The organism is Qipengyuania vesicularis, from assembly GCF_019711415.1.
Lineage (GTDB): Bacteria > Pseudomonadota > Alphaproteobacteria > Sphingomonadales > Sphingomonadaceae > Qipengyuania > Qipengyuania vesicularis.
This window is the reverse complement of sequence record NZ_JAIGNJ010000001.1, coordinates 720,698-733,832: the sequence shown is the minus strand read 5'-3', so window position 1 is coordinate 733,832 and position 13,135 is coordinate 720,698. Positions and strand designations below refer to the sequence as shown.

The 13,135-nt window shown below is 62.0% G+C and carries 13 protein-coding genes and 1 tRNA gene; 11 read left to right on the top strand and 3 right to left on the bottom strand.

What is annotated here, in order from left to right:
* Nucleotides 1–115: 115 nt before the first annotated feature.
* From K3146_RS03690 to K3146_RS03675, 4 genes are all read left to right on the top strand, one after another.
* Nucleotides 116–1,393, top strand: a complete 1,278-nt coding sequence (locus K3146_RS03690) for an alkaline phosphatase family protein (RefSeq protein WP_221544824.1) — start codon at nt 116–118, stop codon at nt 1,391–1,393.
* A gap of 63 nt (nt 1,394–1,456) precedes the next feature.
* Nucleotides 1,457–2,272: a DUF1206 domain-containing protein gene (locus tag K3146_RS03685; protein WP_221544823.1), complete on the top strand. Its 816-nt coding sequence runs from the start codon at nt 1,457–1,459 to the stop codon at nt 2,270–2,272.
* Between the two features lie 39 nt (nt 2,273–2,311).
* The gene (locus K3146_RS03680; protein ID WP_221544822.1) at nt 2,312–3,052 is read left to right on the top strand and encodes a MauE/DoxX family redox-associated membrane protein; all 741 of its coding nucleotides are present in this window, start codon (nt 2,312–2,314) and stop codon (nt 3,050–3,052) included.
* 15 nt (nt 3,053–3,067) lie between these two features.
* Nucleotides 3,068–3,526, top strand: coding sequence for a MaoC family dehydratase (locus K3146_RS03675; protein ID WP_221544821.1), 459 nt, complete (start codon nt 3,068–3,070; stop codon nt 3,524–3,526).
* Nucleotide 3,527: 1 nt separating this feature from the next.
* Here K3146_RS03675 and K3146_RS03670 read toward each other — a convergent pair whose 3' ends face one another.
* Complete coding sequence (locus K3146_RS03670; RefSeq protein WP_221544820.1) at nt 3,528–4,019, bottom strand: hypothetical protein; 492 nt, start codon at nt 4,017–4,019, stop codon at nt 3,528–3,530.
* Entirely contained in the window at nt 4,019–5,821 is a 1,803-nt protein-coding gene (mutL, locus tag K3146_RS03665) for a DNA mismatch repair endonuclease MutL (RefSeq protein ID WP_221544819.1), read from the bottom strand. The genes K3146_RS03670 and mutL overlap by 1 nt, the downstream gene beginning before the upstream one ends.
* Before the next feature lie 196 nt (nt 5,822–6,017).
* Between mutL and K3146_RS03660 the strand changes: the two genes are divergently transcribed.
* The 5 genes from K3146_RS03660 to rodA are packed head-to-tail and all read left to right on the top strand — an operon-like array spanning nt 6,018 to nt 11,714.
* On the top strand, nt 6,018–7,061 hold the full coding sequence (locus K3146_RS03660; RefSeq protein WP_221544818.1) for a rod shape-determining protein: 1,044 nt from the start codon (nt 6,018–6,020) through the stop codon (nt 7,059–7,061).
* Between the two features lie 12 nt (nt 7,062–7,073).
* Nucleotides 7,074–7,964, top strand: a complete 891-nt coding sequence (gene mreC, locus K3146_RS03655) for a rod shape-determining protein MreC (protein WP_221544817.1) — start codon at nt 7,074–7,076, stop codon at nt 7,962–7,964.
* Nucleotides 7,964–8,515 carry a rod shape-determining protein MreD gene (locus K3146_RS03650; RefSeq protein WP_221544816.1) on the top strand — a complete coding sequence of 184 codons (552 nt, stop codon included), beginning with the start codon at nt 7,964–7,966 and terminating at the stop codon, nt 8,513–8,515. Before mreC ends, K3146_RS03650 begins: the two co-directional genes overlap by 1 nt.
* A complete protein-coding gene (gene mrdA, locus K3146_RS03645) occupies nt 8,515–10,596 on the top strand; it encodes a penicillin-binding protein 2 (protein ID WP_221544815.1) in 2,082 nt (693 codons plus the stop codon). Before K3146_RS03650 ends, mrdA begins: the two co-directional genes overlap by 1 nt.
* Nucleotides 10,593–11,714: a rod shape-determining protein RodA gene (gene rodA, locus K3146_RS03640; protein ID WP_221544814.1), complete on the top strand. Its 1,122-nt coding sequence runs from the start codon at nt 10,593–10,595 to the stop codon at nt 11,712–11,714. Before mrdA ends, rodA begins: the two co-directional genes overlap by 4 nt.
* A 3-nt stretch (nt 11,715–11,717) precedes the next feature.
* On the opposite strand, the gene K3146_RS03635 is transcribed toward rodA, so the two are convergent.
* Nucleotides 11,718–12,428 carry a helix-turn-helix transcriptional regulator gene (locus tag K3146_RS03635; protein WP_221544813.1) on the bottom strand — a complete coding sequence of 237 codons (711 nt, stop codon included), beginning with the start codon at nt 12,426–12,428 and terminating at the stop codon, nt 11,718–11,720.
* A 129-nt stretch (nt 12,429–12,557) separates the two neighbouring features.
* On the opposite strand from K3146_RS03635, the gene K3146_RS03630 reads away from it, so the two are divergent.
* Nucleotides 12,558–12,887 carry a hypothetical protein gene (locus K3146_RS03630; protein ID WP_221544812.1) on the top strand — a complete coding sequence of 110 codons (330 nt, stop codon included), beginning with the start codon at nt 12,558–12,560 and terminating at the stop codon, nt 12,885–12,887.
* Nucleotides 12,888–12,996: 109 nt separating this feature from the next.
* A tRNA-Lys gene (locus tag K3146_RS03625) sits at nt 12,997–13,072 on the top strand.
* Nucleotides 13,073–13,135: the final 63 nt, after the last annotated feature.

Genomic DNA, 13,135 nt, shown 5'->3' with positions numbered 1-13,135 from the left:
TAAAATCCCCAGCTTGGTGTTGCACCCACGGGCATAGCTGCCAAGGCGCACCGCCAAGTCTTCCACGGTCAGGCATGACTGAAGCACAATGCAATACAAAGGGTTGATCTCGACGATGAACAAAGCGTTTCTCTCTGCCGCCATGGTCGCCCTGGTGTCCGTGCTGCCTGCCTGTACGCAGCCGCTCGAAAGCACCCCTGCCCCGGTTGCGGCGCAGATGGAGATGCGCGAGCCGGTTACGATCCTTGTGGCTATCGACGGTTTTCATCCGTCGTTTCTCGATCGCGGGCTGACCCCGACCCTGTCGGGTCTCGCCGAGAACGGTGTCCGCGCGCCCATGCGCCCATCCTTCCCAACCAAGACCTTCCCCAATTTCTACACGCTGGTGACCGGGCTGGTGCCTGACAATCACGGCATCACCGCCAACCGCATGGAAGATGCCTCGCGGCCGGGTGACGTTTTTACGCAGGCCAATGTCGATCCCTATTGGTGGGGCGAGGCCAAGCCGTTGTGGGTCGAGGCCGAGCAAGCCGGTATCCGCAGCGCGGCGATGTTCTGGCCGGGATCTGCTGTCCCCTGGGGTGGCACTGCGAAGCGATGGGGTCCGGTCGACGATGGTATTCTGCCGAGCGACTGGCAGCAGTTCTCGATGCAGATATCGAACACACAGCGCGTGAATTCGGTGCTCGACTGGCTCCGCCGCCCCGCCGACATCCGACCCGAGTTCGTGACGCTCTATTTCGACACCGTCGATACGGCCGGACACGATGGCGGCCCCGATAGCAAGGAGATGGACGAGGCGCTGCGCGATGTCGACCAGCATGTCGGCAACCTCATGTCCGGTCTCGAAGCACTAGGGCAGCCGGCCAACATCGTTGTGGTGTCGGACCACGGTATGGCCCCGACCAGTTCCGAACGTGTGATCGCGCTGGACCAGGTGCTCGACAGCTCGCTCTACCGCCTCGTCGAAGCGGGGGCCTATGCGACCTTCGAACCCACCGAAGGCAGTGAAGCGGCATTCCGCGAGGCGATCCTCGCCGATCACGAGCACATGACATGCTGGGCAAAGGAAGACATTCCGGAGCGCTATAATTACGGCACGCACCGGCGCATCCCGCCCTATTTCTGCCTTCCAGAAACAGGCTGGACAATCACCACAAGCGCGCCCGGTTCGAGCTGGACCGGTGGCAATCATGGCTATGACAATTTCGCCCCGGAAATGGAGGCCATCTTCATCGGCAACGGCCCGGATTTCCGGTCCGGCACGACCCTGCCGATTTTCGACAACACCGCGGTTGCTCCGCTGCTGCGGCACCTCATCGGCCTGCCGCCAAGCGATCAGGGTGACAGCCCGCACGACACGCTTTTCTCGGCGCTGGCCGAAGACAAGTAGCAGTCAAGCCGGAACGCATCGCCCTCCCCTGCCGTTAGGCCTTCAAACAAGGGGAGTTTTCTGGTGGTAGACAAGTCCGAGAAGTTCAACTGGCTGGTTCGCGTGGGGTATCTCAGCCGCGCTATCCTGTATTTCGTGCTCGGCCTCGTGGCCCTTACCAGCGCAGACAAGATCGCCGAGGGGACCAACGGAATTTTCCGGGCGATCGACGACTTCACGGGCGGCAATGTCCTGCTCTGGATCATGGTCGTCGGCCTGTTCGCCTACGCCCTCTTCCGCTTCTGCTCGCCGCTCTTCGATGTCGAGAACAACGGGTCCGATACCAAAGGATGGGCCAAGCGCATCGGTCACGCCGGCAGCGGCATCGGCCACCTCGCCCTTGCCTATTCCGCCTATCAGTTCGCCGGCAAGAATTCCGGCTCCGCGAGTGGTTCCGGCGGAGGCGGCGGAGCCCAGGAAGCGGCGTCCGGCGTGCTCTCGATGGAATTCGGAGGCGTGCTGATCGGCCTGCTCGGGTTGGCCCTCTTCATCGCTGCGGCATTCCAGGCGAAGAAGGGGATTACCGGCGAATTCATGCAGCGCATCAGTGCCCAGGCGCCCAGCTCGGTTCGCTGGTTGGGCCTCGCCGGCTACAGCGCCCGTGCGGTCGTCTATGCGGTCATCGGCTGGTCGCTGTTCAAGGCCGGTTTCATGTCGGGCGGTGCGGAGCAGATCAAGACGCTGGGCGATGCGGTTGCCAGCCTTGCTGGAGAAGGATTCGTCTTCACGCTCACTGCGATCGGCCTTCTACTGTTCGGCATCTACAGCCTTATCCAGGCGCGCTATCGGATCATTCCGGAGCTCGACAGCGACGCCGGGGTGCCCAAGTTCCGCGCATGACGCCTTGAATGATACCCCCACGGGGTATATTTGACCGTCATGGACAAGAGCGCGAAACTCTACCGGATGGTGATGGACAAGCACGTCTGTCCCTATGGCATCAAGGCCAAGTGGCTGCTCGAACGACAGGGTTACACGGTCGAGGACCATCCCCTCACTTCGCGCGAGGCAACCGATGCCTTCAAGGAAGAGCACGGAGTAAAAACTACTCCGCAAGCCTTTCTCGATGGCGAGAGGATCGGCGGCTACACCGATTTGCGCAAGCATTTCGGGCTTGATCGAAAGAAGGACGGCGACACCAGCTACACGCCCGTTATCGCGGTCTTCGCAGTGGGTGCTGCGCTGGCAGTGGCGTTGAGCCTCTTCACCTATCAGGCGCCCTTCACAATCCGCACAGCCGAATGGTTCATAGCCTTCTCCATGGCCATGCTCGCGATGCTCAAGCTGCAGGATGTCGAGCAGTTTTCCAGCATGTTCATCGGCTACGACCTGCTCGGTCGGCGATGGGTGCCTTATGCCTATGCCTACCCGTTCCTGGAGGCGACGGCGGCCGTGCTGATGGCGGGCCGGATCCTGCCATGGCTCTCGATCCCGATTGCACTCTTCATCGGCACGGTGGGCGCGGTCAGCGTGTTCTATGCAGTCTATGTCCAGAAGCGCGATATCAAATGCGCCTGTGTTGGCGGCAGCGCCAATGTGCCTTTGGGCTTTGTCTCGCTTACCGAGAACCTGGCAATGATCGGCATGGGTCTTTGGATGTTGCTTCGCCCCATGGTCTAGGCCACAGCAGTGGCCATGAAGTTCTACGAAGACATCGAAGTCGGCAGCAAGAGCAGTTTCGGTCGCTATGAGGTGACACGAGAAGAGGTGATGGATTTCGCCTCGAAATACGACCCACAGCCCTTCCATCTCGACGACGATGCCGCCGCGCAAACCCATTTCGGGCGCCTTTCCGCCAGCGGCTGGCACACTTGCTCAATGACAATGGCCATGATGGTCGAGAACATGAAGGGCGAGAAGTCGGCGGGACTGGGCTCGCCCGGCGTCGACAGCCTGCGGTGGATCAAGCCGGTCTATCCGGGCGATACGCTGCGCTGCGAGACCGAGATTATCGAGAAGCGGCGCAGTGCGTCACGCCCCGAGATGGGCATCTTCAAAAGCCGAATCCGGACATTCAACCAGGACGATGTCCTGGTTCTGGAGATGGTGTCGAACGGCCTCATCCGGACGCGCGACCCCAACGGCGCCGACTAGATCAAGCCCCGCACTGGGTCAGGCCCTCGGCCTGGTAAACCACGCGCTCCGAACTATCGCGCACCGTCAGCCGCCCTCGATAATCTGTGGTTTCCACGCCGCTCTGCTTGCCCTCGTCCTCGTCGAGATCGAGCGTGAAGCTGTATTCGCGCCCGGTATATCTCTGGCGGGCAAGGTACGGCAATTCGGCGCTGCCGGCATCGGCGGCAAACCTCAACAATTCGCCATTGCGGATCAGGAAGCCTTCCTCGGCCAAGGCCAGCACCACCGCGCCCAGTCCACCGCCATCAGGCACGAGGCTGCATCCGGCGCCGTAGAGCTGGTGCTTCTCGATCTCGCGATAGCGAATGGGATCGAGAGTGAGCTGCTCCGGCGGCGGCTCCTGGTTGGCCTCCACCTCGGCGACAGCTTGCTTTCGCGCCGTTTCTTCCTCCTCGGGCGTGGGGCCACATGCAGCGATTGCGACGGTGAGGAATACCAAGGTCCAGCGCATCAATGCCTCCCGAAAAGCTTCTCTACGTCTTCCATCGACAGCTTGACCCACGTCGGCCGACCGTGGTTGCACTGACCCGATCTGGGGGTGCGTTCCATTTCGCGCAGGAGAGCGTTCATCTCGTCGACGCGCAAAGTGCGCCCTGCCCTTACCGAGCCGTGGCAAGCCATCGTCGCGAGCACGAGGTCGAGCTTTTCGCCGAGGTGCAGTGCCTCACCATTCAGCGCTAGGTCGTCATCGATATCGCGCAACAACTTCTCGGGATCCGTGCGCGCAATGGCATGCGGGAGGCTGCGCACCAGCATGGCAGACGGGCCGAAACGCTCGATCGTTAGGCCATGTGTGGCAAGTGTCTCGGCGGCTTCTTCGAGACGATCGCAGCTGGTTTCTTCCAGCTCGACGACTTCGGGAATAAGCAGCGCCTGGCTCCTCGCAACAGCCTCTTCCGCGCCGGCCGCTTTCAGCCGTTCGAGCACGAGGCGTTCGTGGGCGGCGTGCTGGTCCACGAGGACGAGCCCGTCCTTCGCCTCGGCCACGATATAGGTGTTCGCCACCTGTCCGCGGGCTACACCGAGCGGAAAGTCCTGTGCCTCGGCCGCGACCGGTGCCGCCTCCTCCGCGCGGCCACGCGGTTCGGCCATCACATCGGTATCGGCCCCGCGCCATTGCTGGGGGGCTTCGGAGATACGCTGCTGCGGCGCCGACCAGTCGCGGGTTTCGAATATCGAGCGGAGCGCCGGAGAAGGCTCTTCGTGCACAGGCTCTTGCTGCCAGCGCGACATGGCACCTGCATCGGGCGACTGAGCGCTGCGCTTGTCACCAGTTGCGAGGGCATTGCGCAGACCCGATACGATGAAACCACGCACGGCCTGTGAATCCCGAAAGCGCACCTCGGTCTTGGCCGGATGGACATTCACGTCGACCATTTCCGGCGGCAGGTCGAGGAACAGTGCCAGCACCGCATGCCGGTCACGCGCGAGCATGTCGGAATAGGCCCCTCGCACCGCGCCGGTCAGCAGGCGGTCCTTCACCGGGCGCCCGTTGACGAAGAGATATTGGTGGTCGGCGATCCCGCGGTTGTAGGTCGGAAGGCCCGCGATCCCGGTCAGCCTCATCGGGCCACGTTCCAGATCGATGGCAACGCCATTATCCTTGAGTTCACGCGCAACAACCTGCGCCACCCGGTTCTCCAGCCCTTCTCCACCCTGCAGGCCGAGGATCCGGCGATCGCCATGCTCGAGCGTGATCGCCACGTCGGGCCGCGCCATGGCGAGCCGCTTCACCACGTCGAGACAGGCGGCATATTCGCTTCGCGGTGTGCGCAGGAACTTGCGGCGTGCGGGGATTTTTCCGAACAGGTTTTCGACCCGCACCCGCGTACCTGGCGGCAGGGCCGCAGGACCCTTAGCTACCAGCGCTCCGTGATCGACGACGCGCTTCCACCCGTCATCCGCGCCGTGCGGGCGGCTCTCAAGCGTAAAACGCGCCACGCTCGCGATGCTCGGCAAGGCCTCGCCGCGGAAGCCCAAAGTCGACACCATCTCAATGGCTTCGTCAGGCAATTTCGACGTCGCGTGACGTTCGAGCGCGAGCGCCATCTCCGCAGGAGACATGCCGCAACCATCGTCCGTCACCTCGAGGCTCGTAAGCCCACCTTCGACAAGCTTCACAGCGATCCGCGATGCGCCCGCGTCGATGGCGTTCTCGACCAGCTCCTTGAGTGCGGACGACGGTCGTTCGACCACTTCGCCTGCGGCAATTCGGTTGACCAAAGTATCGGGTAGGCGGCGTATCTCGGGCATGGACGAGCCAGCATAGCGACGAAGCGCGGGGAATCCGAGACAAGAGGTGTGCGTATCCCCCGCTTCCACTAAGGAAATTTTTGGCATTCGGTGCGTAATATCGCTAAGGCTCCGCCACCGTCTCCCCCCGGGTAGAAGCGAGCGGCTGCAACCAACACTCGACTGACCCCGACATCACACGGAATACGACACGAAAATGGGCTTCTGGAACAACCTCTTCAAATTCGGCGTGCAGAACATGGCGATCGACCTCGGTACCGCCAACACGCTGGTCTATGTGCAGGATCAGGGCATCGTCCTGAACGAACCGAGCGTGGTCGCGCTCGAGTTCATCAATGGTCAGAAGCGTGTGAAGGCCGTGGGCGACGATGCGAAGATGATGATGGGCAAGACGCCCGATTCCATCGAAGCCATCCGTCCACTGCGTGACGGCGTGATCGCCGATCTCGACGTCGCCGAAGAGATGATCAAGCACTTCATCAAGAAGGTGAACGGCCGCCGCAGCCTGATGCGCTATCCCGAGATCACCATCTGCGTTCCCTCGGGTTCGACCTCGGTCGAGCGCCGTGCGATCCGTGATGCGGCATCGAATGCCGGTGCGTCGCAGGTCTACCTGATCCTTGAACCGATGGCCGCAGCCATTGGCGCAGACATGCCCGTCACCGAACCCGTCGGCTCCATGGTCGTCGACATCGGCGGCGGCACGACCGAAGTCGCTGTTCTCTCGCTCCGCGGCCTGGCCTACACCACCTCGGTTCGTACCGGCGGCGACAAGATGGACGAAGCCATCGTCTCCTATGTCCGACGACACCACAACCTCCTGATCGGTGACAGCACCGCTGAACGGATCAAGAAGGATTACGGCGTCGCGCGGCCGCCCGAAGACGGGATCGGCGAACAGATCACCATCAAGGGCCGCGACCTCGTCAACGGGGTGCCGAAGGAAATCACGATCAACCAGGGCCACATTGCCGAAGCGCTTTCCGAACCCATCGGCGCCATCGTCGAGGGTGTCCGCATCGCGCTGGAAAACACCGCTCCCGAACTCGCAGCCGACATCGTCGACCAGGGCATCGTGCTCACCGGGGGCGGCGCACTGATCGGCGGCCTTGACGAATATCTGCGCGAGGAAACCGGCCTGCCTGTCACGATTGCGGAAGACCCGCTCAGCTGCGTGGCGGTTGGCACGGGGCGTGCTATGGAAGACCCGATCTACCGCGGCGTCTTGATGACCGCTTAAGGGGGAACGGCAATGGCGCCGAGCAGCCAGCGGCGCTCCAGCTATTCCAAGCGGGCGCAGTACAACCTCTTCACCGGCTACATCGTGGCCGGAGTCGGCGCGCTCATCGGCGCGGTGCTGCTGGGTATTTCCTTTTTCCAACCGGACCTGTTCGGGGGACCGCGCAGCGCGGCGCAGGATGCAGCCTCTCCTGCAACCGAAACGGTTGCGGTCGCCCGCACCGAAAGCAAATCGCTGTGGGAATCGATCAAGGGCTACTATCGCGCCGGCTCTAAGAACGCAGAGCTCAAACGCGAGATGGAGCTTGCCCGTATCCGCCTCGCAGAAGCGGAAGCGGTGCGACAGGAGAACGTACGCCTCAAGGGCCTGCTCGACCTGCAGGAGGAAAACCGCGAGCCGATCGCCGTTGCCCGCCTGATCGGCTCTGCCTCGTCGAGCACTCGGCGTTTTGCCTATCTCGGTGCCGGGACCGACGACGGAGTCGCTGTCGGCATGCCGGTGCGTAGTTCGCGTGGCGTGGTCGGGCGGATCCTGGAGACCGGCAGCCTCTCGTCGCGCGTGTTGTTGCTGACCGACAGTGAGAGCGTATTGCCGGTACGCCGCGCAGGTGACGAGGTGGTCGCCTTTGCCGAAGGACGCGGCGACAGCCTGCTACGCATCAAGCTCATCAATCTCGGCATCAACCCGCTGCAACCCGGCGACCTGTTCGTCACCAGCGGTGCGGGTGGGTATTACCCTCCGGGTATCGCCGTAGCCATTGTCACCGAACTCACCGACGACGGCGGCCTTGCGCGTATCGTCAGCGATCCCGCGGCCACCGATTACGTCGCGGTAGAACCGATCTTCGAGCCTGAGGCAGCGCTTGGCGCTACCACTCCGATCGAAGAGGAGCTGGGCGACTGATGGAGCGGATCGATCCGCGCGCGCGCAGTGACGCATACGGCAGCCGCCTCAATCGTTCGCACTCGCCGGTTGTTGCGAATATCGTTCCCTGGGCCTCGATCATGCTCGGGAGCATACTGCCGATCTTCTTCATCGCGGCAGCACTGCCCCTTGTGCCCCCGATCGGCTATCTCATGCTGCTCGGCTGGCGACTTGTGCGCCCCGGCCTTCTGCCCGTCTGGGCGGGTATCCCGCTCGGAATTTTCGATGACCTCTACAACGGCCAACCTTTCGGCTTTGCGCTGCTGACCTGGTCGCTCACCATGCTAACAATCGAAGTGCTCGACGCCCGCCTGCCCTGGCGATCGTTCTGGCAGGACTGGATTGCAGCCGTCCTCCTCGGCGCATTCTACCTTGGTTCAGGCTGGTTATTGTCTGGTGCGAGCCCCACACTCTTTTCGCTTATCGCACTCGGGCCGCAACTCGTGCTGACGCTCCTTCTCTTTCCCATTATCTCGCGCGTCGTCGCGCGTCTCGACCTGTGGCGCCTATGGCGCTGGAAGCGGGTTTGATGGGACTGTTCAGGAAGCGGCGAACGGGTACGAAACCCCGCGAGCTGGTGAGCCAGACCACGCTGGAGAACGCTTTCAACCGCCGCTCCTTCGTGATCGGCGCCGGAATGGGCGGAATCGGCACCATCCTCGCCGCACGCATGGCCTATATCGCCATCGCGGAGAACGAACGCTGGGTGCTCGAAAGCGAGAGCAACAGGGTCAATCTGTCGTTGATCCCCCCGCGCAGGGGCTGGATCCTCGACCGCAACGGCGCCCCGCTCGCTTCGAACAGGGCCGACTTCCGCGTCGACGTCATCCCCGAACGCATGCGCGATCCGGAAGCGACCCTTGCGGCTCTGGCGGAAATCCTTGGGCTCACGGCAAACAATGTCGCCGACATCTCCGCCAATATCGAGGATGCGCGCGGATTCCAGCCTATCGAGGTGGCGACTGGCCTCGACTACGAACAATTCGCGGCCATCAGCGTTAGGCTCCCCGATCTGCCGGGTGTGGTACCGCAGCGCGGCTTCTCCCGCTTCTATCCGACCGGCCCCAGCGTTGGCCACCTGATCGGTTATGTCGGACCCGCCTCTGCCGAGGAGTATGAGGAACGACCCGATCCTATCCTGATCACACCGGGCTACAAGATCGGCAAGGATGCACTCGAAGCCCAGTTCGAAGACGAGTTGCAGGGCGAACCAGGCGCCCGGCGTGTCGAGGTGACCGCTTCGGGCCGCATCGTGCGGGATCTGGAAACGCGCGAAGATAGACAGGGCGCCCCCGTAAGGCTCACCATCGACGGGCCGTTGCAGGACTATGCCGCGCGCCGGATCGGCCTTGAGAGCGGATCCTGCGTCGTGCTCGACTGCGAGACGGGCGACATTCTCTGCATGTCCTCCATGCCCAGCTTCGACCCGAACAGTTTCTCTGCCGGGATCGGCCGCGTCGAATATTCGATGCTGCGCGACGATGAGCGTGTGCCGCTGCGCAACAAGGTTCTCAAAGGCCTCTATCCGCCGGGTTCGACCGTAAAACCAATGCATTGCATGGCCTTCCTCGACGCCGGTGTGAAGCCGGAAGAGTCGATCATGTGCAATGGCGGTCGCCGGGTCGGCAACCGCTTCTTCAACTGCTGGAGCAACCACGGCCGGGTCGACATGGCCAAGGCGATCTACCAGAGCTGCGACAGCTATTTCTATCACTTCGCCCAGCAGGTAGGCTTCGAGAAGGTTGCCGAATGGGCTCACAAGATGGGCCTGGGCGAAGAGTTCGATCTGCCGGTCATCAGCCAATTTTACGGGACGGTGCCCGATCCCGCATGGAAACGGCGCAAATTTGAAACCGAATGGCAGCCCTACGACACTGTGAACTCGTCGATCGGGCAAGGGTACTACCTCACCAACCCCCTGCAGCTTGCCGTCATGGCCGCCCGGCTCGCCACCGGGGATCGTGTCGTCCCGCGCCTGCGCATGGATGAACCTGTCCGAGAGTTCGAGCACTTCGCTTTCACCCCGGAACAGATCGACTATGTCCGGCAAGCGATGAGCGATACGGTCAACGGTCCCGGCACCGCTGGCCGCGCCCGACTTCCCCTTGAGAACGTGTTGATGGCGGGGAAGACCGGTACGGCACAGGTCGTCTCGCTCAGTATCTCGGATGGCAAGACCGGCCCGTGGAAGTATCGCGACCACGGTCTGTTCGTGTTCTTCGCGCCATTCGACAAACCGAAATATGCGGGTGCCGTCGTGATCGAGCATGGCGGCGGTTCGGGCGCTGCCTATCCCATCGCGCGCGACGTCATGACCTACCTTTTCGATCCAGCGAAAGGCTTGGAAGCCCTGCGTCCTCTAGAAGAGCAATGGGGCGGGACCGCGCAGCAAAGGCTCGACGCCAAGTATCGCGCCTATGCCGCTGCTGCCGGCGAGGTGGTACAACCTGTACCGCAGCGTAGCGAACAGATTTTCGATCAGGTCGAAGCCGAAGCCCGGCTGGCACAGCGCCAGGCAGAGGAATTCGCCCAGCGTCCCGTTGGCGTAGAGAACGAAGGATCGCGCGCGCCAACTTCGGAAACCGACAATCTCGGGCGCAACAATCAATGAGCGGCATCGTCCCCGCACCCGTCGCACGCCAGCCATGGATGATGCTGTTCCCCCTATTCGGGCTGATCATATTCGGCGCATTGGTGCTGACATCCGCCGCTGCCGGGAATTTCGACGCCTACGCCAAGTCGCACCTGCTGCGCTTCGGCATCTTCTTCGTCATGGCGGTGGTGATCTCGCGGTTCGGGAAGGATCTGGTCGAGCTGCTGACCTATCCTGCCTATATCGTGATCCTGCTGATGCTGATTGCAGTCGAGATCGTCGGTCAGGTCGGCGGTGGCAGCCAGCGTTGGCTCGAAGCGGGTCCGATCCGTATCCAGCCTTCCGAACTTATGAAGCCTGCCGCCGTCATGGCCGTGGCACATTACTATGGCCATCTCCCCGTTGGCATGGTGCCGAGCTGGCGCGCGCTGATGCCCGCCGCGGGGATCATCCTTACGCCAATCGCTTTCGTCCTGCTGCAACCGGATCTCGGCACATCGCTCGCCATCGCCTTCGGCGGGTTTGTGGTCATGTTCCTCGCCGGGCTTCCCTTGCGCTGGTTCATAGGGGCAGGGATAGCCGGCCTCGCGATGGCGCCAGTCGCCTTCTTCTTCGGCTTGCAGGATTACCAGCAAAAGCGCGTGCTGACCTTCCTCGATCCTGAAAACGATCCACTGGGCGACGGCTACCAGATTACCCAGTCCAAGATCGCGATCGGATCGGGCGGATTGTTCGGCAAGGGCTTCAACGAAGGCTCGCAAAGCCATCTCAATTACCTGCCGGAGCCGCACACCGATTTCGTTTTCGCGACTATGGCAGAGGAATGGGGGTTCGCCGGGGGCTTGTTCGTCCTTGGATGCTTCGGGATCATCCTCACCTGGGGCTTGCGTGTCGCAAGGGCTGCCAACGACCGCTTCTCCAAGCTCGTGGCTGCAGGTATGACCGCGACGATCTTCTTCTACGTCGCCATCAACCTGTTGATGGTCATGGGGTTCGCACCGGTTGTCGGTATCCCCCTGCCCTTCATCAGTCACGGCGGCAGTTCGATGATGACGAACATGATCTGCATCGGCGTGCTGATGATGATCCATCGATGGAACCTGAAGCAGCCACGAACCGGGCTGATCGCCAGCTAGACCCTATAGCTCGACTAGCCCCAGCTTCAGCGCCCGAACCGTCGCCGTAACCCGGTCGTGTGTCTCGAGCTTGTCGTAGATGCGCTTCGTGTAAGTCTTCACCGTCTCGGGCGAAATCTTCAGCATCCTTGCCACCTCCATCGCCGACTTTCCGGTACCAATCCCCTTGAGGACCTCCTTCTCGCGCTCCGACAAGGAAACCTCGCGGTCTGCCGACCCAATGATAGCGCAGATTCTAAAATGCCCTGCCTGGAGCATGGAATGGATGTGCGTGAGCGTGCCGGGCTCCAGCTCATCGACGTCCTTCTCGAAGGTCAGTGCTGCAAGGGCATTGCGAGCACGAGGGCCGAAAAGGTGGAAGCCCGCCCAGTGCTCGATACCGATCTCGTCGAAGAAGCGGAAGAATTCCTCCGCCATCGGGTCGTCTTTCCCAAGCTCCCTCGCCTTGCTCGACGTCATGATCGGCCCGCTCTCGATCGCAAGCTTCGGCACCGGATTGATCTCGCGAAAGCCTTCCGAGAAATAGCGCGCCTGAAGTTCGGAAGGTGCGTGTCTCGCCCAGACAAGGGTGTTGCGGGATGTGGCGGACTCGAAAATCGGTGTGAAATGGTAGCTGAAACCATCTGCACCGGCTTCGCGGCACTTTTCACATACGAACTCGAGGATCGCCTCCGAATCCTCCATCTGTTCGATATGTGCCGCAAAGTTCTGCATTTTTCGTAGTCCGTAAGGCATGTCCCCCAAGTGCGTGACTACCATACTCCAGAAACCGCTTTATGTGCAGTCCAAACACGATTCCCAGGCGAGATGAGAGGCGCTTGTGATGCAAAAAGGGTCCCCCAAGTGGTCGCACCACGCCGCCTCTCCGAAGGCACCAAAAACGATGCCCAAGCACTCCTGGAGTGTGAAGAACTGGCGCGACATGCGGGCGACGGAGCTTGCCAAGACGTCCTCCTGACACTTTGCCGGCGTGCGCTGGAGGAGGAAGAGACCACGGTGTGGGACATTCATCGTCTCACGGGTCTGGCCCTGCACGAAGCATTCGCCGCTCTCAGGACCTTGGAGTATGGCCGGATCGTGCGGATCGACGACAATCCTAGCGATCCTTTCGGCGCTACGATCCACTTGCGCGACGGAGGCCTCGACAGCCTTCGGCGACGCACGGCCGCCTGAAGGCACGATTAGCACTTTCAATCGGCGAAACAGCCGCTATATGAGCGCCTCCCCGAGTCGGGGAACGCCCGCACCACCGGGCGAGATCGCGGAAACAGACCGTGAGTGTGGACGCATAGCTCAGTTGGTAGAGCAGCTGACTCTTAATCAGCGGGTCCTAGGTTCGAGCCCTAGTGCGTCCACCAAATCTCCCACAGGCATAGCAAACTTCTGGTCGTGGCAGCCGCACACTCGCGATAATGCATCAC